Origin of the sequence: Sedimenticola selenatireducens (assembly GCF_963675335.2) — a bacterium.
GTDB classification, from domain to species: Bacteria; Pseudomonadota; Gammaproteobacteria; order Chromatiales; family Chromatiaceae; genus Sedimenticola; species Sedimenticola selenatireducens.
The window spans coordinates 1179685-1198454 of the sequence record NZ_CAXXYC010000003.1 but is presented as its reverse complement, the minus strand read 5'-3'; the positions used below and the strand labels follow the sequence as shown (position 1 = coordinate 1198454).

The following is an 18770-nucleotide window of genomic DNA, read 5'->3' as shown; positions in this document are numbered from 1 at the left end:
TAAAGTAATTAATAAATAATTGCAAGTGGGTGATAAATCGTGGCCAATGATGAAAATGCCTTGACCCAAACATTCCCGACGGCCGGTTTGGGGCAAAACCCAATCGTGCGCCAATTGGGGGTGATGATCGGTATTGCAGCCAGTGTGGCCCTGGGAATTGCGGTGGTTCTCTGGTCCCAGACGCCGAGCTATAGCGTTCTCTACGCCAACATGGCGCCCAAGGATGCCACCGAGGTAATAGCCGCACTCGATCAGAATGGCATTCCGTACAAGATCAATGACTCTACCGGCGCCGTGATGGTTGCCAGCGGCAAGCTGCAAGAGGCGCGGATGAAACTTGCCGGACAGGGTTTGCCGCACAGTAACAGCATGGGCTATGAAATCCTCCAACAGGAGACCGGATTTGGCACCAGTCGCGCGTTGGAGGCAGCGCGCTTTCATCGGGCGCTGGAGGGCGAGCTGGCCCGCACCATCGCCACGCTGTCGAACATTGAGTCGGCGCGGGTACACCTGGCCACGCCGAAGCAGTCTGTTTTCGTGCGTAAAAAGAACGATCCGAGCGCCTCGGTTGTATTGAAACTCTACTCCGGCCGGGTTCTGGACAAGGGCCAGGTGGCAGCCATCGTACATCTTGTGGCATCAAGTGTGCCGGAGCTCGATGCGGGGCGGATAACCGTGGTCGATCATAAGGGGAATCTGCTTAGCGGAGAGATGGACTCACGCCAGATGATGCTCACATCCAGCCAGTTCGAGTACACCAGGGAGCTGGAGAAACACTACCAGCAGCGGGTGGAAGATATACTGGCGCCGATTCTGGGCGCCGACAGAGTGCGCGCGCAGGTGAGTGCGGATGTTGATTTTACGGTAACCGAGCAGACGTCGGAACGATTCAATCCCGACCTGCCGGCGCTGCGCAGTGAACAGGTCAATGAGCAGTCCAGTCAGCTTTCATCGGTACAGGGTGTACCGGGTGCATTGAGCAATCAGCCGCCGGCGGCCGGGACAGCTCCTGAAGTAGCAACGGCAAGCGCTGAAGGTGAGACGGCCGCTTCACCGCTGAATACCAGCAAGCGGGCAACCCGGAACTACGAACTGGACAAGACCATCAGCCACACCCGGCTTTCCAGCAATAATCTGCGTCGTCTCTCGGTGGCCGTGGTGGTGGATGATCTGGTGAACGTGGCCGACGACGGCGTGGTTACCCGGGTAGAGCGTACGCCTGAAGAGATCAGCCGCATTACCAGGCTGGTTAAGGAGGCGATCGGTTTTAATACCCAGCGGGGTGACAGTGTCGAGGTGATCAATTCAGCCTTTATGCTGCCCGCACCTATCGAACCGCTTCCTGAGCTGGCGATTTGGGAAGAACCCTGGGTCTGGGATGCGGCGAAACAGGCGGGAGGTGTCATACTGGTACTTATTCTGATCTTTTTCGTGTTGCGGCCCACCATGAAGAAATTGACGGCCCCTCCGGTTATTCAGCAGATATCCTCGGCCGAAGGCGCCGGTGATGATGCACAAGGCGGGGTCGGTTCGGCCGGTTCACTGGATTCGCCGGATGGCGCCATGCGGCTGCCGGGTCCGGAGAAATATGAGAATACCCTGGATGCAGCACGTCAAATGGTCCAGGATGATCCCAAGCGCGTTGCGCAGGTAGTCAGGAGTTGGGTGGCGGAAGATGCCGGCAGATGAAAATAAGACATCGGGGGTAGAGCGTGCGGCTATCCTGATGCTCGCACTTGGCGAGAAGGATGCGGCCTCAATACTCTCCCACATGGGACCTAAAGAGGTTCAGGAGCTGGGGTTGGCCATGGCCAACATGAGCAATGTCAGCACCAGTAAGATGGAATCGGTAATGCACTCGTTTGTCGATACCCTGCGCAGCCAGACATCACTGGGCATGGATTCCGATGAGTACATCCGTAATGTACTGACCAATGCCCTGGGCAAGGATAAGGCGGGCGGCGTGATTGATCGCATCCTGCTGGGTAGGAACAGCAAGGGCCTGGAGCAGCTGAAATGGATGGACCCACGTTCGGTGGCGGAATTGATCCGTCTTGAACATCCTCAGATCATCGCTATCGTGCTGTCGTTTCTCGATTCCGACCAGGCCGCCGAGGTTTTGTCTGAATTCCCTGAACGTGTCAGGCCCGATATCGTTATGCGCATAGCAACGCTGGATGGCATCCAGCCGGCCGCGTTGCAGGAACTGGATGAAATACTGGAGAAACAGTTTTCCGGCGCCTCCAATGTCAAGTCCTCCAGCCTGGGTGGCATTAAAACCGCGGCCAATATTCTCAACCTGATCGAGGGCAGTATCGAGAGCAGTATCATGGAACACGTGGCCGGTGCCGATCCGGAAATCGCCCAGGAGATTCAGGACAACATGTTTGTGTTTGATAACCTGATCGATGTGGATGATCGCGGTATCCAGACCCTGATGCGCGAAGTCGCCTCCGATCAGCTGCTGTTGGCGATGCGTGGGGCGGACGAGGGGCTCAAAGAGAAGATATTCAAGAACATGTCGAAGCGTGCTGCCGAGATGCTGCGGGATGATCTCGAGGCAGCGCCTCCAGTGCGCCTGAGCGATGTGGAAGCGGCCCAGAAAGAGATCCTGACGGTTGCGCGCCGGTTGGCGGACGCCGGAGAGATCATGCTTGGAGGTGGCGGTGGAGAAGAATTCATCTAAAGTGCTTTCCGGTAGTGATGCGGGGGATGCACAGCAGTGGTTACCGCCCAGTATGGGGCAGAAAGAAGAGAAGAGTGTGGTCAAGATGCGCTCATCCGGTTCCATGCTGACAGCCGAACAGCTGGAGCAGCTGCAGAAGGAGGCCTACCAGGAGGGATTTGAGCTTGGAAAAAAAGAGGGCTTTGCTTTCGGCCATAAGGAGGCGCTGGAGAAGGGGCAGCAGAGAATTGGCCAGCTGATACAGCAGGTCGATGCCTTGATGCAGACGCTGGAAAATCCCCTGCAGGAGCTCGATGAACAGGTGGAGCGTGAGCTGGTGGACCTGGTGATCTCCATGGTTCGCCAACTGGTACGCCGTGAAATCAAGCTTGAGCCGAGTCATATCATCGGTATTGTCCGGGAATCCCTCTCCATACTGCCGGTTTCATCACGCAATATCCGGGTACAGTTACACCCGGAAGATGCCCGACTGGTGCGGGAAATCTATGATATGAGCGACCGGGAGCAGAGCTGGAAGATTGTTGAGGATCCGGTGCTGGCCCGGGGCGGCTGCCGGATTGTTACCGAAACCTCACAGATTGATGCCACGCTGGAGTCACGTATTGCCGCCATGATCGCCCGCATCATGGGGGGAGAGCGTGATGATGATGAGTCGCGGGCGGGTGGAAGAGAGCGATGAGTCTGCCGGAATCCAACCGTAACCGGATCTGGAAAGAGCGTCTGCACCACTGCCACCAGCGGGTGGGTGAAGACCGGGGGCTGGTGGTTGAGGGCAAGATTACCCGGATGATCGGGTTGACCCTGGAGGCGGTAGGCTGTCGGGCTGCCATCGGCGGTCAGTGTGATGTAATCAGCAGCAGTGGCGAACGCATTGAATCGGAAGTGGTGGGCTTTGCCGGCGAGAGCCTCTATCTGATGCCCACCGGTGATATCCGGGGGTTGGAGCAGGATGCACGGGTGGTGCCCACCGGCAGGGTCTGCGAGGCCGTGGTGGGTGATCATCTGCTGGGCCGGGTGCTGGATGGCGCGGGTAGGCCGCTGGATGGCAAGGGTCGTTTGCATGGGGTGGAACGGCGGCCGCTGACCGGTAAGGTGTTCAACCCGTTGTCCAGAACGCCCATTCGCAAGCCGCTAGATGTCGGGGTACGGGCTATCAATGCCTTGCTGAGCGTCGGTCGGGGGCAACGGCTGGGCCTGTTTGCCGGTTCCGGTGTGGGCAAGAGTGTGTTGCTGGGCATGATGACCAAGTATACCGATGCCGATATCACCGTGGTCGGCTTGATCGGTGAGCGCGGCCGGGAGGTGAAGGAATTCGTTGAGAATATCCTGGGCGAAGAGGGTATGGCCCGTGCCGTGGTAGTGGCGGTTCCGGCGGACAATACTCCTCTGCGGCGTATGCATGGCGCCATGCTGGCCACCAGTATCGCGGAACATTTTCGTGATCAGGGCAAGCATGTGCTGTTGTTGATGGACTCCCTTACCCGATTTGCCCAGGCGCAACGGGAAATTGCCCTGGCGATTAATGAACCGCCGGCAACCAAGGGTTATCCGCCCTCGGTGTTTGCCAAGTTGCCACAGCTGGTGGAGCGTGCCGGCAATGGAGACAAGGGGGGTGGTTCCATCACTGCCTTCTATACCGTATTGGCTGAAGGGGACGACCAGAACGATCCGATTGCTGATGCCGCCCGTGCCATCCTGGATGGGCACATCGTGCTGTCCAGAAGACTCGCCGAGAGCGGACACTATCCGGCGATAGATATCGAGGCCTCGATCAGTCGCGCCATGAATGATATTACCGACAAGGAGCATCAGGATGCGGCCCGGGCGTTCAAACAACTCTATTCACTGTATCGACAGAACCAGGATTTGATCAACGTGGGCGCCTATGAACGGGGCAGCGATGAGCGGATCGATACTGCCATAGATGCAATACCGGAGTTGGAACGTTTTTTACGGCAGGATATGAACACCCCGTTTTCCCGTGAAAAGAGTCTGTCGGAGCTGATGGCACTCTTTTCTTGAGAAACATTCCAAATAATGCGACCTTAATACTGGGTCCGGTTAGTCCGGGCGGCTTGGTGGAGAAAAATAATGGTCCCGTCGAAAAGATTACAACCGGTTCAGCGTGCGGCCCAGTCCCGGGAGAATGATGCGGCACGTGAATTGGGCGATTCCCAGCGCCGCATGCGTGACCAGGAGGCTAAACTGGGGGATCTGAAGCGTTATCACCAGGAGTATCTGGAGCGTTTTGAGACCACCGCACGCCAGGGCATGTCCGCCAAACAGATGCAGGAATACCGGGTGTTTCTGGAAAAACTGGATCGGGCCATCAAAGAGCAGGAACAGGTGGTCCTCGCCAGCAAGAGTGAATGTGTTACCCGCAAAGAGCAGTGGCAGCAGAAGCATGTACGTACCCAGGCGCTGGGCAAGGTAATGGACCGCTTTCGTTCAGCCGAGCAAAAGGCTGATGACAAGCGCGAACAGGCAGAGATTGACGAGCGCAACCAGCGGGGACCGCGTTAAGCCAATAGCTGTTTCCCGTTATTCGTCCCGGAATCCCGGCGGCCTCTTGCCGGATACCAGATAGGCGAAGGCAATAACTTCGGCGATTGCCCGGTAGAGTGATTCGGGGATCTCATCTCCCAGTGGAATCTGCGAAAGAATGGCGGCGAGCTGCGGATCATTTTCCAGCGGTATGCCATGTTCCCGGGCCAGCAGAAATATCTGTTCCGCCAGTTTCCCCTGGCCCTTTGCCGTAATGCGTGGCGTATTTTCCCCGTCATACAGCAGGGCGATCGCGACATCAGGCGTTTGCTCGTAGGTTTCGCTCATGCCCGTTCATCCAGCAGCGGCGAGGGAGAGATGGGCTGGTCCGGCCTTTTGACGGCCGATCCCTGGCTGGCAGAGAGCTTGCCGACTTTCAATCCTGCCCTGGAAAATGCCTCGTTCAATGTCGGCAGAAATTGTTCAATCCGCTTCACCCCTTCGTCAAGTTCGGCGGTAAAGTGGCTGGAAATTTCATCCGCTATCAGGCTGAGTCGCGCACGGACCGGTCCGGTGGGCGGAATGTTGAAGTTGAGGGTCACTGACCAGTGATCCTCTGCCTGTTCAGCCGGTCTGGTCTCTTTTTCAAATTGGATCAGAAATTCATCATGACCCTCGGGATGGGATATGGGCAGTTCAAATTGCCAGAGCTGCTTGTGGCTGTTTTCATCCTGTGGCAGGGAGGCCAATTGATGTAACTGAATCCTGGCCAGCGCACCTTCGGCCTGATGGTGCAACTCCGCAAATAGTCTTGCCGCGATGAGTTGGAGCGCAGTGGCTGTATCGGCGGCCCTGCCGACCGGGGGGTCACCCAGAAGGTGGGCGGTGGTCAGCATCGGCTGCAACGTCGCCAGCAGTTTGAGCAGAATTCCCTTGAGATCGTTCTGTACCGGTTGGCCATTGAGCAGATGGGGTTCCATAAACAGGCCCGACTGGTTTAATGCCTGCCGGACGACAGCTCCAGTGATTGGCTGGCCGTTTGATAGTGACTGGTTAATCAGCTGGCCGATTTGTCTGGCCAGCTCGGTTGTGGGGCTTTTTTCTATATTTCCCTGAACAGACTGTCCCTGGTTCGTCTGCAAGGCATTGGCGATTAGTTGCAGATTGCGTTCAAGCGGACTGGATCCGGCTGATGCACCGGGAAGGGCTGATGTCGTCTGCTGAATTAGCTGCTGGAAGAGGGTATCCAAGCTATTCTTGATGACGGCCGGGGCAGCGCCGGATGTAGTAACCGGGGCTTGTTGAATGGTTGTCAGTGATCTCAGGGCATCGAGCAACTGATTCAGTGGCAGTTGTTTAGGCAGAATGCTTTTAAGCGCCAGTGCCTGGGTGCTGGCGGAGGTGACTTCTCTGACTACTTTGAATTCCGGTATGTTGCCCGCTTTAACCACATCCAGGGCAAGCTGCTGGCCGATTTCCAGCTTCATGCCGGTTTTGACCGGTATCTTTATACCGCCGATATTCAGTTGTGCGATCCCCTTGTCGGCTGGAACCTCAACCACAGCCCGTACCACCTGCCCAGGCCGCAGTTGCTGCAAGGCATCCGAACGTGTTTGCTCGATAAACAGCCGTGGGTTCGAAATTGGGTCCGTGATTTGCATATCAATGTTCGGTATAAAGACCTGATGGTATTTTAGTTTATCGACCGGCAGGTCGATAGATTGAACGGGGATTGCCTCGGCGTAAATTGGTACTCGACAGCATAGAGATCCTATGACAGAGACAGATAAAGAGATTGAGACGACAAAACAGAACCTCTGGTATATCCGGCGCGATGGCCAGATAAAGGGGCCATATCCCTGTGGTGGTGTCAGGCGCTTTGTCCTTCTCGGCCGGGTGACTATGGAGGATCAGGTAAGCAATGACAGGAAACAATGGCGGCCCGTCTCCGAGGTGCCGGATGTCATTCCACCGGAAGTCCGAAAGGCGTTGGCAGAAGGAGAGACGGATCTGCTGATCGCATCGCGCATGCGTGAGGATGAGCGAAATGGCCGTGAGCGGCGAGTTTCTGCCGATGATGCGGAATTCAAAAGGCGCAGAAAAGGGGAGCGCCGACAGGCAGAGCTGGAGATTATGCAGCACCATCGCGAGGCCAAGACCGACCTGCTGGAACGGAGAGGGAAAAAGCCGCTGCCGCTGTTTTCTATCGGTGTGGTTGGTGTCCTGGTGGTTCTGGCTATCGGTTTTGGTTTTTATCTGGGGGCGCCGGAATCGATACCGGACCCCGATTGTGAGAGCAAGCCGGCGCCCGGGGTCAACTGGCGCAATTGCAGGATGGACGGTGTACAACTGGATGCCGCTGATCTGGATCATGCGCTGTTGAACAACGGTATGTTCCGTCGGGCAAAGCTTTCAGGCGGTAAATTCAATGACAGTGACATGAAATATGTCGACCTGTCGGAGTCGGACCTGAGCTATGCGGAGCTAAAACGTGCAGCGATGAAAGGGGCGACGCTGCGACATGCCGATTTATCCTATGCGGATCTAAGCGGGGCCGATCTCAGCTTTGCCGATCTAACCGGGGCCAATCTCGGTGGAGCGAAACTGCAGCAGGCGCGCCTGGATAACGCCATCTGGATCAATGGTGCGTCATGCCTTCCCGGATCGGTGGGGAACTGTCTGGTTAAACAGTAACCGATGACACGATGGTCAAGGAAAGGACTCCGTAGTGTAGCGAAAAACACGGATGTTTTCCGACCAGTGATTGGCAGACAGTCCGGCCTTGATTTTCAACTGTGTAACAAAGGCCTTGGGGTCGGGAAGCTGTGCCCAGACGGAGGGAAGAAAGGTGCCCCGATGGTGTCCCTCTTCCAGGATCAGACCGTCTTTCCCAGGGCGAAGCAAGTTGATCAGATCCGCCTCCGAATCAAAAGTCAGTGGCTGTGCCGGTGTCAGCAGTGAGAGGTGGATATCCAGCAGCGGTAGCTCGGCTGCCGTAACCGAGGGAAATCGCGGGTCCTGAAAAGCCGCCGAGTAAGCGTTGGCCGCCACATCGGCGACCAGGGGTTGGGTAGCCTCCAGGTGTCCGATACAGCCACGTAACTGGCCCTGCTTGAGCAGAGTGACAAAGGAAGCGCGTTGCTGTTGCAGTGGTGCTGTGTACGCGGTTGAGTCGACCGGCAGCGGCCGGCCATGTTCCAGCCCGTGGCGGATAGACGCTTCAGCCAGCGCAAGAAGTACTTCCCGATCACCCTCGCAGATCGGCTTTGTTATCTGATCAACTGAAGACATAGGCCCCATATCCGACAACCCGATCATGCGAGCCGGCGGTATCACCGGAGTTTCGAAGATCAACCGTCCTGGCCTTCAGACCATGCTTTTTTGCCACCAGTAACAGCCCGCTCACCGGTGTTCTGCCACAGGCGCTGTGGTAGGTGAGGGCATCCGGTCGCAGTGCTTCTATGGCGCGGGAAGTTTTCAGGTCCATTTCGGCGGCCGTTTCATAATCCAGGTAGTGACTGAGGTCGGAGCTGATGACAACCAGATTCCCCCTGTCATCCCAGATTTGCTCGATAACTTCGGCCACCTGCTCTGCCGTGGCATCCCCGACCAGCAGCGGTACGATGCTGAAATCCTCCAGTACTTCCTGCAGAAATGGCAGGTGGACCTCAATGCTGTGTTCTTCCTCGAATGCCATATCGTTCAGATTAAGCTGCGGTAATTCAGACAGTTTCTCCACGATCGGCCTGTCCACCGGGATCAGCCCAAGCGGTGTCTGAAAATGGCTGGCGGAGCTATATACGATACCCCGGCAGGCCACCCGGTGGGCCGGTGCAAGCAGTATCACGCGATGAATGCCTGCAGCGGCAGGACCCAGGGTGGCATAGGCGCTGCCGGCAATTGGTCCGGAGTAGATGTAGCCGGCATGCGGCGCTATCAGCGCCTTCGGTGTGCAAGTAATGACATTTTCCGCTGCGGCAATAAATTCCCTGACTTGTCTATGCAGGGTTGCCGGTTCGGCCGGGTAGAAAAGTCCGGCGACAGCCGGTTGCTTTATCGTTTTCATATTCGGGTGTCCTGGTGCTGAATCGTACTGCTGAACAGGTCATGCGATTCTATAATCAAGTGTAGAGCATAGATGTTTTATTGAGGTGGCGACATGCAAGCAGCGGTGACCGACTATCCGACCCTATATTGGCACAGGCTGGATGAAGGCAGAGTACAGTGCGATCTCTGTCCGCGTGAGTGCAAACTCAAGGAGGGGCAACAGGGGCTCTGTTTCGTGCGGGCCTGTCATGACGGAAAGGTGGTGTTGACCACCTATGGGCGCTCCAGCGGATATTGTATCGACCCAATCGAAAAGAAGCCGCTGAACCACTATCTGCCGGGTACCCCGGTACTCTCGTTCGGCACGGCTGGCTGCAATCTGAGCTGCCGTTTCTGCCAGAATTGGGATATGAGCAAGTCCCGGGAGATGGACACCCTGGCGGATGCCGCTTCCCCGATGGAGATTGCCGCAAAAGCCAGCCAGCTCGGCTGTCGCAGTGTGGCCTTTACCTATAACGATCCGGTGATTTTCATGGAGTATGCGGTGGATACCGCTATTGCCTGTCATGCACAGGGAATCCGTGCCGTTGCGGTGACCGCCGGTTACATCATGCCGGAACCGCGGGTGGAGTTTTACAGGCACATGGACGCCGCCAATATCGACCTGAAATCGTTCAGCGACAAGTTCTATCACAAGCTGACTGGCGCCCATCTGCAGCCGGTTCTGGATACCCTTGTCTACCTGAAGGAGCAGACATCTGTCTGGTTTGAGTTGACCACGCTGCTGATACCCGGTGAGAACGACAGTGATGAAGAGCTCAGCCAGATGACTCGCTGGGTGGTGGCGAATCTCGGACCGGATGTGCCGATGCATTTTTCCGCCTTTCATCCGGACTGGAAAATGCTCAATCACCCACCGACCCCGGCGGCGACCCTGACCCGCGCCCGGGAGATTGCCCTGAGCAACGGGGTGCACCACGCCTACACCGGCAATGTGCATGACACTGCCGGTGGCAGCACCTTTTGCTCCGGTTGCGGCAAGTTGCTGATTGAACGTGACTGGTATGAACTGGGGGAGTGGCATCTCACGCCGGATGGAGACTGCGAATACTGTGGGGCAGCCTGTCCCGGGGTATTCGAGGAGAAGCCCGGTGACTGGGGGGCAAAACGCATGCCGGTGCGGATGGACGGTTATCTATAGATCACCTACATTCCTGACTATTACCCACATCACAACATCACTGGTTTGTGTCCGATTGAGGCTGGCTAGGTAGGGCCGGTTCCGGGATAATGCCGGCTTTTTGCAGGAAACTATATCGGCATGTGGTTCAAGAACCTTCAGATCTTCAGACTCCTTACCCCGTTTGAAATGACTCCCGAGACGCTGCATGAGCAATTGCTGGCGCGGGCGGCAAAAAGCTGTGGCAGCCTGGAGCCCGCCTCCTTCGGCTGGCAGCCGCCACTGGGCCGGGGGGCGGAACTGCTGACCCATGTGGTAAACGGTTGCATCATGATCTGCGCCAGGCGGGAAGAGCGGTTATTGCCCTCGTCCGTGGTTCGTGAGTTGCTGGAAGAGAAGGTTATTTCGATCGAAGAGGCGGAGGGGAGAAAGGTCCGGCGCAAGGAGCGGGAGGAGGTCAAGGATGAACTGATCCATGACCTGCTGCCCCGTGCTTTTGTCAAATCGTCCGGTCACTACGCCTATATCGACACCCAGGCTAACTGGCTGGTGGTGGATGCGTCCAGTAGCAAGCGGGCCGAAGAGCTGGTCAGTCTGTTGCGTGAGACCCTGGGCTCGCTACCGGCAAAACCGCTTGAAGTGGCCCAGTCGCCGGCTTCCATCATGACCGCCTGGCTGAACGGATCCCTGCCATCGGCGGAGTTTCTGATTCAGGATGAGTGCGAATTGCGCGATACGGTGGAAGAGGGTGGCATTATTCGCTGTAAGCGCCAGGATCTGGAGGGCGATGAATTGCGGATTCACCTGGAGGCGGGTAAACAGGTAGTCAAACTGGCCCTGGAATGGGGTGAACGACTGGGGTTTGTGCTGTCGGATGACATGTCGATCAAGCGTCTGAAATTTCTTGATCTGATCCTGGAAGAGGCGGCTGCCGCCGAGGCAGAGGACGCAGCTACCCGGTTCGATGTCGATTTCGCCCTCATGAGTCTTGAGCTCCGGGGGTTTATCACCCGGCTGGTTGAGACCTTTGGCGGGTTGGCCGAGGAGAGCTGACTTATCGGTGTCCCGGACGCGGCCCATGGGATTACCGCCTTATCGGGCTTTCCGTGAACGCCTTGAGCTGTTGGCTCCGGGCGTCCACGGGGACAACGCCGGTAAAATGGCTCAGGGCAGGGTGACCGGGACCGGTGGCTGCCAGTTTTCCGCCCGATGTTCGGCCACCACTGTGGTATAGATACCGCCACGTACATTGAAGTCTGCAGTCAGGCGCATGAAGCGGGGCTGGGTGGCCGCTACCAGATCACTTAGAATCCGGTTGGTCACCGCCTCATGAAAGGCTCCCTCATCCCTGAATGACCAGGCGTACATCTTCAGGGACTTCAGCTCGACGCAGAGTTTATCGGCAATGTACTCAATGGTGAGCTCAGCGAAGTCGGGCTGTCCGGTCTTCGGGCAGAGACAGGTAAACTCAGGTACCTCGATGCGGATGGTGTAGTCTCTTTCCGGCTGGGGATTGTCGAAAGTTTCCAAGGTCTTGCTGGGTTGGCTTGGCATGTGCAAATGTTCTCGATCTGTAGAAGAAATTCGGCGATTATACGGGAGTTGCCGGCCGGCCTGAAGCGAGTGCTTTAGATGGCCGGAAAAATATTAGATATAACAATTAATTAGCGTTAATAAACAATAAGATAAAAGAAATATTTAAAGTAAAATAACCAGACCTGGTTCTCTTGTGTCCGGGTCCGCCTAGCTGTATGTTACCGAGTCTATGCGCTTAGAAAAAATCAAACTGGCCGGATTTAAATCCTTTGTCGATCCAACGACCGTGCACATCCCGAGTAATCTGGTCGGAATTGTCGGACCAAATGGCTGCGGCAAATCCAATGTAATCGATGCGGTTCGCTGGGTGATGGGCGAGAGCTCGGCCAAAATGCTGCGTGGCGAGTCGATGGCGGATGTCATTTTTAACGGTTCGACCAGCCGTAAGCCGGTTGGTACCGCCAGCATTGAACTGGTGTTTGATAACAGCGACGGTACTGCCGGCGGACAGTACGCCCAGTACAGCACTATTTCTGTAAAGCGCCAGGTCTCCAGGGACGGCCAGTCCAACTATTTGATGAACGGCGTGCGTTGCCGGCGGCGTGATATCACCGACCTGTTTCTGGGTACCGGGCTGGGTCCGCGCAGCTATTCCATTATCGAGCAGGGGATGATCTCGCGGCTGATTGAAGCCAGGCCGGAAGATCTGCGTGCCTTCCTGGAGGAGGCGGCCGGCATCTCCAAGTACAAGGAGCGGCGCCGCGATACCGAAAACCGGATTCGCCGCACCAAAGAGAACCTGGACCGGCTGAACGATCTGCGCGATGAGATCGCCAAGCAGCTACAGCATCTGCAGCGCCAGGCCAATACCGCGGAGCGATACAAGGAGTACAAGGAACAGGAGCGCCGGCTCCAGGCCGAGCTGCTGGCGCTGCGCTGGCGCAGCATGGATGACGATATTAAGCGTCGGGACAAGGATATTCTGGAGCAGGAGACCGATCTGGAGGCAGCCATCGCCAAGCAACGGCGGCTGGAAGCCGAGATCGAAAAAGATCGTAGTGGTCATACAGAAGCCAATGACAGCTTCAACGAGGTGCAGGGGCGTTTCTACGCGGTCGGCAGCGAAATCGCCCGTCTGGAGCAGTCGATTCAATACGCCAAGGAGAGTCGTGCCCAGTTCGAGCATGATCTGCACCAGACCGAACAGGCGTGGCAGGAGTCCAGCGATCACCGTCAGCAGGACGAGGCGCGGCTTGAAGAGCTGAATGCCAGTCTGGAAGAGCAGGAGCCGTTGCTGGAGCAGGCGCGGGAGATCGAACTGGAATCCGCCGCCAGACTGGCCGATGCCGAGCAGGCCATGCAGTCCTGGCAGAATGAGTGGGAGCGATTTAATCATCAGGCGGCGGAACCGGCGCAGACGGCGCAGGTGGAACGCACCCGGATTAATCATCTTGATGACAAAAGCAGTCAGACCCAGAAACGACTTGAGCGGTTCATGGAGGAACAGGAGCGGCTGAATGATCAGCAACTGCTGGACAGTATCCAAACGCTGGAGTTGCAGGAGCAGGAGCGCGAGGAGCAGTCCGCGCTGCTGCAGGAGAATCTGGCCACGGCGGCCGACAGAATAACCACTATTCGCCAGGATAACCTGCACACCGGACAGCAGCTGGACGAGGCGCGCGCGGCCCTGCAGACAGCACGCGGCCGTTACGCCTCGCTGGAAGCGCTGCAGCAGGCGGCATTGGGTAAACAGGAGCATGCGGTCACCGAGTGGCTGGAGATCCAGGGGTTGGGGAAGGCATCCCGACTGGCCCAGAAGATCGAGGTTGAGGACGGTTGGCAGCGGGCTGTGGAAACCGTACTGGGCTTTCATCTGCAGTCGGTTTGCAGCGATGGGCTGGATAACCTGGAAACGATGCTGACTACGTTTGAAGCCGGCACTCTCTCCCTGTTCGATACCAGTGTCGCCGGGGAAGAGCGACTTGCTGTCGCGGATGCACTGCTGAACCGGATCAACTCTCCCTGGCCGCTGAACGGTCTGCTCGGTAATGTCCGCACGGCAGATGATCTGGCCCATGCCTATGCCATGCGCGGCAGCTTGAAAGCCGACGAGTCTGTCATTACCCCGGACGGCATCTGGCTGGGCAGCAACTGGCTGCGTCTGAGTCGCGGCGAAGATGAGACCTCCGGAGTACTGGCGCGTGAACAGGAGATTCGCCAGCTGGATGAGCGCATCGCCGAGTTGGACGAACAGACGGAGCAGGCTTCAATCGCACTGGCCGAGGGGCGTGAGCAGCTGCATGCGGCCGAACAAGAGAAAGAGCTGGCACAGAAACAGCTCAATGAAGTTAACCGGGGACTCTCTGAATTGCGCTCCCTGTTGACCGGCAAGCGAACCCGTGCGGAGCATCTGAAACACCGCGGCGAAACTATTCAGCGCGAGATGGATGAGTTACGCGACCAGGCCGAGAATGATCGGGAAGAGCTGGAGATGTCCAGGGCTCGCCTGCATGCCGCCCTGGAGGAGATGGAAACACTGGGTGAGCGACGTGAAATGCTGGTACAGCAGCGCGAAACCCTCAGTCGGACGCTGAACGAGATCCGCGAGGAGTCAAACCGCCAGCGCAATCAGGCCCATGCTGTCGCCCTGCAGATTGAATCCATGCGCAGTTCGCATGCCTCCCTGACGCAGAGTCTGGAGCGCATGCAGGGGCAGCTCGCACATCTCACGGCACGCCGGGAAGAGCTGATGCACTCCCTGGAAGAGGGGCAGATGCCGCTTCTTGAGAAGGGCGAGGCGCTGGAACAACAGCTCGCCCTGCGGGTGGAGGTCGAAACTGAACTAGCCAAGGCGCGCGCGACCCTCGAAGAGATTGATGTCAGGGTCAGACGGCTGGAACAGGAGCGGTCGGCCTGTGAACAGGAGGTGATGCGTCAGCGCACCACCATGGATCAGGCCCGTATGAATCGGCAGGAGGTGCTGATTCGCTGCAAGACCGTGGAAGAGCAGCTGAAAGAGACCGGTTTTCAGCGTGAACAATTGTTTCTTGAGTTGCCGGGCGAGGCCACTATTGATGAGTGGCAGCAACTGGTAGAACAGATGGATGGGCGCATACGCCGCCTCGGACCGATTAATCTGGCGGCTATCGATGAGTACCAGGAACAGTCCGAACGGATGAAATACCTGGATGCCCAGCATGCCGATGTGACCGAATCTCTCGAAACCCTGGAGAACGCCATCCGCAAGATTGATCGGGAGACCCGCACCCGCTTCAAGGAGACCTTCGACAAGGTCAATAGCGGTCTGCAGGAGAAGTTCCCCCGGCTGTTTGGCGGTGGGCATGCCTATCTTCAGTTGACTGGTGAGGATCTGCTGGACACCGGTGTCACGGTCATGGCGCGACCGCCGGGCAAGCGCAATTCGAGTATTCATCTGCTGTCCGGTGGTGAAAAAGCGCTCACCGCGGTGGCCCTGGTATTCGCCATTTTCGAGCTGAATCCGGCACCGTTCTGTATGTTGGATGAGGTGGATGCACCGCTCGATGACGCCAATGTGGGGCGCTTCTGTGAACTGGTGAAATCCATGTCTGAACAGGTCCAGTTCATTTTTATCAGCCATAACAAGATCACCATGGAGATCGCCAATCAACTCACCGGTGTCACCATGCATGAACCGGGTGTATCACGTCTGGTCTCGGTGGATATTTCGGAGGCAGCCGAGCTGGCGGCCATGTAAGACATGGTTCAGGGCGCCGTCGATTTGATGAAAAGCGTACAAAAAACGCCATGGGCGCTGTACTATCAACCGCATGACACTGACACTAGTGAACCTGTAAACGAATGGATGCCGATATACTTCGTCTGATTTTGTTTCTTGCCGGCGTAGGCCTGATTCTGGGGATCTATTTCTGGGATCGTCACAAAAAGGTCAATGCCCGGGTGCATGCCATACGCAAGGCTCAGCTTGAGAGTTTTGAATCCCCGGAAGACTTGACGGAGCGCGTTGACCCCAGTTGGAGTGACGCACCCGAGCGTGAGGACTTGGCCGAACCGGTTGTCGACCGGATTTCCTTCGATGACGCGGATGATGATTCGGATGACGAGGAGCTGGAGGCCGAACTGAAGCAGCTTGATAGTGTTGCACATGAAGCCTACCGTGAAATAGAGCCTGCGATACGACAGGAGTCCTTTTCATTCACCGCCGACGATCCGGATGATGCACAGGATGAACTGCTCCGGGAGGGCCTGCCCGGCATGATCCTGCAGATCCATGTGGTGGCATCAAAGGGATCGTTTTCCGGAGAACAGATACTGCGGGGGGCGCGGGATGTGGAACTCGAACACGGTGATATGAACATTTTTCACCGCTATGATTCCAGCGGTCCCAGGTCACGGGTGGTTTTCAGCATGGCCAGCATGCTTGAGCCGGGTATTTTTCCATTGGACCAAATGGGCGAGTTCAGCACGCCCGGCCTGGTGCTGTTCGGCCAGCTACCGGGACCCAAGGATGGCCTGGCAGCCTTCTCCGATATGCTGTTCACCGCTGAGCGTCTGGCAGCCCTGCTGGAGGGAGAGTTGCAGGACGAGACTCACAGCGTACTCAGCAAACAGACTATCGAACATATCCGCGAGCGAATCCTGGAACACCGCCGACAGGTCCAGCTGGCCCTTAGTAAACGATGAGTACTCCCCTGGCGATATTACAACGTGCGGCTGAGCTGCGCGAACAACTCAATCTGCATAACTATCGCTACTATGTCCTGGATGATCCACAGGTTCCGGATAGTGAATATGATCGGCTGATGCGCGAGTTGCAGTCGCTGGAACAGCAGTTTCCCGATCTGATTGTGCCGGACTCGCCCACCCAGCGGGTAGGTGCCCAGCCACTGGACGGCTTTGGCGAAGTGTTGCATCGGATGCCGATGTTGTCGCTTGAAAACGCTTTTTCCGATACAGAGATGGTTGATTTCGACCGCCGGGTACGGGAGCGGTTGGGTGAGGTGGGCGAAGTCATTTATACCGCTGAACCGAAACTGGACGGATTGGCTATCAGCCTGCGCTACGAATCGGGCCTGCTGGTGCAGGCCGCCACCCGGGGGGACGGCAGTCGGGGTGAGGATGTGACCCATAATGCGCGTACCATCCCCTCTGTTCCCCTGCGTCTGCTGGGTGAAGACTGGCCGCAAGTGCTGGAGGTGCGTGGGGAGATCTATATGCCCCTGGCCGGTTTTGAGCGACTGAATCAGCGCGCCCGGGTCAATGGAGAAAAAGGTTTCGCCAATCCCCGCAATGCCGCTGCCGGCAGCCTGAGGCAGCTCGACCCGAAGATTACCGCGCAACGGCCGCTGGCGATGTATTGCTACGGCTTTGGTGAGATTTCCGGCGGGCCGCTGGCCGCCACCCAGAGCGAGAGTATTCGACGCCTGGCTGATTGGGGGTTAAGGATTTCGCCGGAAATGCGCACGGTTGAAGGCGCCGCGGGTTGTCTCGACTATTACCGGGAGATTGGCGAGCGCCGTGCCGCCCTGGACTACGAAATCGATGGTGTTGTGTTCAAGGTGGACAGCCTGGAACAACAGCAGCGACTGGGCTTTGTCTCCCGCGCGCCGCGTTGGGCTATTGCGCAAAAATTTCCCGCACAGGAGGAGATGACGCGCCTGCTGGCGATCGATATCCAGGTGGGCAGGACCGGCGCCCTGACCCCGGTGGCCAGACTGGAACCGGTCACTGTGGCGGGTGTCACCGTCACCAATGCCACACTGCACAATGAGGAAGAGATCAGGCGCAAGGATATCCGGGTGGGTGACAGCGTGATTATCCGCCGGGCGGGTGATGTTATCCCCCAGGTGGTGCGATCGATCCCTGAGCAACGTTCTGCCGATGCCCGGCCGTTCGAGATGCCGCAACAGTGTCCGGTCTGTGGCGCCGATGTCATTCGGGATGCGGATGAAGCGGTAGTGCGTTGCAGTGGCGGGCTGTTCTGTCCCGCGCAGCGGCGGCAGGCCATCAAGCACTTTGCCGCCCGCCGGGCCATGGATATTGAAGGGCTGGGGGACAAGCTGGTGGACCAGCTGGTTACCCTGGGGATGGTGGAGACGCCCGCCGACCTGTTTCATCTCCAGTTGACTGCATTGGAGGGGATGGAGCGCATGGGCCGGAAATCGGCCGAGAATCTTCTTGCCGCACTGGAGAAGAGCAAGCGGACCAGCTTGGGACGTTTCCTGTTTGCGTTGGGTATCCGCGAGGTGGGTGAGGCCACGGCCCAGTCACTGGCCAATCATTTTGGTGATCTGGAACCGATCATGCGGGCCGATATCGATGCGCTGCTGCAGGTGCCGGATGTGGGTCCGGTGGTGGCGGAGCACGTCTTCACCTTCTTTCGCCAGGCGCATAACCAGGAGGTGATAGAGGCGCTAATCCAAGCTGGGGTGCGTTGGGAGGCGATCGCTGTTCCGGATCTGGCCAGCCAGCCGCTTGCAGGCAAGGTGTTCGTCATTACCGGCACTCTCAGCCAGCCGAGAGACGAGATCAAGCAGCGCCTGATAGCCCTTGGTGCCAAGGTGACCGGCAGCGTCTCAAAAAAGACCGATTACCTGATTGCCGGTGCCGATGCCGGTTCCAAGCTGACCAAAGCGGAAACCCTCGGGATAGCGATTCTTGATGAATCCGGACTAAACGAATTGCTGGAAGAATAGTACCGCGCAGTTATTGTCATTTAGCATCCGAATGTGCTTGCTGATATCGTTGGATCTGTCCCTAACCCTTTGTTTTTTATTGTTGTTTGGTATTTACTTAAGGTCCGTTTAGGGCTAAGCTGTGCGGCCTTTTCCTTCCCTG

General features: G+C 57.3%; 16 protein-coding genes. 11 read left to right on the top strand and 5 right to left on the bottom strand.

Annotated features, from left to right (window positions below):
* Positions 1-39: 39 nt before the first annotated feature.
* The 5 genes from fliF to fliJ all read left to right on the top strand — a co-directional run bounded on the left by fliF (position 40) and on the right by fliJ (position 5209).
* Positions 40-1689, top strand: coding sequence for a flagellar basal-body MS-ring/collar protein FliF (gene fliF / locus ACHZBF_RS09200; protein ID WP_321528259.1), 1650 nt, complete (start codon positions 40-42; stop codon positions 1687-1689).
* Complete coding sequence (fliG, locus tag ACHZBF_RS09195; protein ID WP_029133758.1) at positions 1676-2686, top strand: flagellar motor switch protein FliG; 1011 nt, start codon at positions 1676-1678, stop codon at positions 2684-2686. Before fliF ends, fliG begins: the two co-directional genes overlap by 14 nt.
* Positions 2667-3365, top strand: coding sequence for a flagellar assembly protein FliH (locus ACHZBF_RS09190; RefSeq protein ID WP_157606812.1), 699 nt, complete (start codon positions 2667-2669; stop codon positions 3363-3365). Before fliG ends, ACHZBF_RS09190 begins: the two co-directional genes overlap by 20 nt.
* Positions 3362-4708, top strand: a complete 1347-nt coding sequence (fliI, locus tag ACHZBF_RS09185) for a flagellar protein export ATPase FliI (protein WP_029133760.1) — start codon at positions 3362-3364, stop codon at positions 4706-4708. Before ACHZBF_RS09190 ends, fliI begins: the two co-directional genes overlap by 4 nt.
* 69 nt (positions 4709-4777) lie before the next feature.
* A complete protein-coding gene (fliJ, locus tag ACHZBF_RS09180) occupies positions 4778-5209 on the top strand; it encodes a flagellar export protein FliJ (RefSeq protein WP_029133761.1) in 432 nt (143 codons plus the stop codon).
* An 18-nt stretch (positions 5210-5227) separates the two neighbouring features.
* Here fliJ and ACHZBF_RS09175 read toward each other — a convergent pair whose 3' ends face one another.
* Complete coding sequence (locus ACHZBF_RS09175) at positions 5228-5518, bottom strand: EscU/YscU/HrcU family type III secretion system export apparatus switch protein (RefSeq protein ID WP_029133762.1); 291 nt, start codon at positions 5516-5518, stop codon at positions 5228-5230.
* Complete coding sequence (gene fliK, locus ACHZBF_RS09170) at positions 5515-6732, bottom strand: flagellar hook-length control protein FliK (RefSeq protein WP_321528258.1); 1218 nt, start codon at positions 6730-6732, stop codon at positions 5515-5517. The genes ACHZBF_RS09175 and fliK overlap by 4 nt, the downstream gene beginning before the upstream one ends.
* Before the next feature lie 211 nt (positions 6733-6943).
* Here fliK and ACHZBF_RS09165 point away from each other — a divergent pair, with 211 nt between their 5' ends.
* Positions 6944-7864: a pentapeptide repeat-containing protein gene (locus tag ACHZBF_RS09165; RefSeq protein WP_051302263.1), complete on the top strand. Its 921-nt coding sequence runs from the start codon at positions 6944-6946 to the stop codon at positions 7862-7864.
* Between the two features lie 15 nt (positions 7865-7879).
* Here the strand turns inward: ACHZBF_RS09165 and amrA are convergent, their stop codons facing one another.
* Positions 7880-8461 (bottom strand): AmmeMemoRadiSam system protein A, encoded by a 582-nt coding sequence (gene amrA, locus ACHZBF_RS09160; protein WP_321528257.1) that lies wholly within the window; start codon positions 8459-8461, stop codon positions 7880-7882.
* Positions 8448-9236, bottom strand: a complete 789-nt coding sequence (gene amrB, locus ACHZBF_RS09155) for an AmmeMemoRadiSam system protein B (RefSeq protein ID WP_321528256.1) — start codon at positions 9234-9236, stop codon at positions 8448-8450. The genes amrA and amrB overlap by 14 nt, the downstream gene beginning before the upstream one ends.
* A gap of 93 nt (positions 9237-9329) precedes the next feature.
* Here amrB and amrS point away from each other — a divergent pair, with 93 nt between their 5' ends.
* Together amrS and rdgC are read left to right on the top strand one after the other, a co-directional pair.
* Complete coding sequence (amrS, locus tag ACHZBF_RS09150; RefSeq protein WP_273438374.1) at positions 9330-10418, top strand: AmmeMemoRadiSam system radical SAM enzyme; 1089 nt, start codon at positions 9330-9332, stop codon at positions 10416-10418.
* A 120-nt stretch (positions 10419-10538) separates the two neighbouring features.
* Positions 10539-11450, top strand: a complete 912-nt coding sequence (gene rdgC / locus ACHZBF_RS09145; protein WP_321528255.1) for a recombination-associated protein RdgC — start codon at positions 10539-10541, stop codon at positions 11448-11450.
* A gap of 111 nt (positions 11451-11561) precedes the next feature.
* Here the strand turns inward: rdgC and queF are convergent, their stop codons facing one another.
* Complete coding sequence (gene queF / locus ACHZBF_RS09140; protein WP_029133768.1) at positions 11562-11951, bottom strand: preQ(1) synthase; 390 nt, start codon at positions 11949-11951, stop codon at positions 11562-11564.
* 211 nt (positions 11952-12162) lie between these two features.
* On the opposite strand from queF, the gene smc reads away from it, so the two are divergent.
* From smc to ligA, 3 genes are all read left to right on the top strand, one after another.
* Positions 12163-15669 (top strand): chromosome segregation protein SMC, encoded by a 3507-nt coding sequence (gene smc, locus ACHZBF_RS09135; RefSeq protein ID WP_321528254.1) that lies wholly within the window; start codon positions 12163-12165, stop codon positions 15667-15669.
* Positions 15670-15773: 104 nt separating this feature from the next.
* Positions 15774-16616 carry a cell division protein ZipA gene (gene zipA, locus ACHZBF_RS09130; RefSeq protein ID WP_321528252.1) on the top strand — a complete coding sequence of 281 codons (843 nt, stop codon included), beginning with the start codon at positions 15774-15776 and terminating at the stop codon, positions 16614-16616.
* Positions 16613-18628 carry an NAD-dependent DNA ligase LigA gene (gene ligA, locus ACHZBF_RS09125; RefSeq protein WP_321528251.1) on the top strand — a complete coding sequence of 672 codons (2016 nt, stop codon included), beginning with the start codon at positions 16613-16615 and terminating at the stop codon, positions 18626-18628. The genes zipA and ligA overlap by 4 nt, the downstream gene beginning before the upstream one ends.
* Positions 18629-18770: the final 142 nt, after the last annotated feature.

What these genes read in the sequence shown, in the direction of transcription:
- fliG (WP_029133758.1), top strand. Translation starts at nt 1,676, where the DNA reads ATGCCGGCAGATGAAAATAAGACATCGGGGGTAGAGCGTGCGGCTATC.
- fliI (WP_029133760.1), top strand. Translation starts at nt 3,362, where the DNA reads ATGAGTCTGCCGGAATCCAACCGTAACCGGATCTGGAAAGAGCGTCTG.
- fliJ (WP_029133761.1), top strand. Translation starts at nt 4,778, where the DNA reads ATGGTCCCGTCGAAAAGATTACAACCGGTTCAGCGTGCGGCCCAGTCC.
- ACHZBF_RS09175 (WP_029133762.1), bottom strand. Translation starts at nt 5,518, where the DNA reads ATGAGCGAAACCTACGAGCAAACGCCTGATGTCGCGATCGCCCTGCTG.
- ACHZBF_RS09165 (WP_051302263.1), top strand. Translation starts at nt 6,944, where the DNA reads ATGACAGAGACAGATAAAGAGATTGAGACGACAAAACAGAACCTCTGG.
- amrA (WP_321528257.1), bottom strand. Translation starts at nt 8,461, where the DNA reads ATGTCTTCAGTTGATCAGATAACAAAGCCGATCTGCGAGGGTGATCGG.
- amrB (WP_321528256.1), bottom strand. Translation starts at nt 9,236, where the DNA reads ATGAAAACGATAAAGCAACCGGCTGTCGCCGGACTTTTCTACCCGGCC.
- amrS (WP_273438374.1), top strand. Translation starts at nt 9,330, where the DNA reads ATGCAAGCAGCGGTGACCGACTATCCGACCCTATATTGGCACAGGCTG.
- rdgC (WP_321528255.1), top strand. Translation starts at nt 10,539, where the DNA reads ATGTGGTTCAAGAACCTTCAGATCTTCAGACTCCTTACCCCGTTTGAA.
- queF (WP_029133768.1), bottom strand. Translation starts at nt 11,951, where the DNA reads ATGCCAAGCCAACCCAGCAAGACCTTGGAAACTTTCGACAATCCCCAG.
- smc (WP_321528254.1), top strand. Translation starts at nt 12,163, where the DNA reads ATGCGCTTAGAAAAAATCAAACTGGCCGGATTTAAATCCTTTGTCGAT.
- zipA (WP_321528252.1), top strand. Translation starts at nt 15,774, where the DNA reads ATGGATGCCGATATACTTCGTCTGATTTTGTTTCTTGCCGGCGTAGGC.
- ligA (WP_321528251.1), top strand. Translation starts at nt 16,613, where the DNA reads ATGAGTACTCCCCTGGCGATATTACAACGTGCGGCTGAGCTGCGCGAA.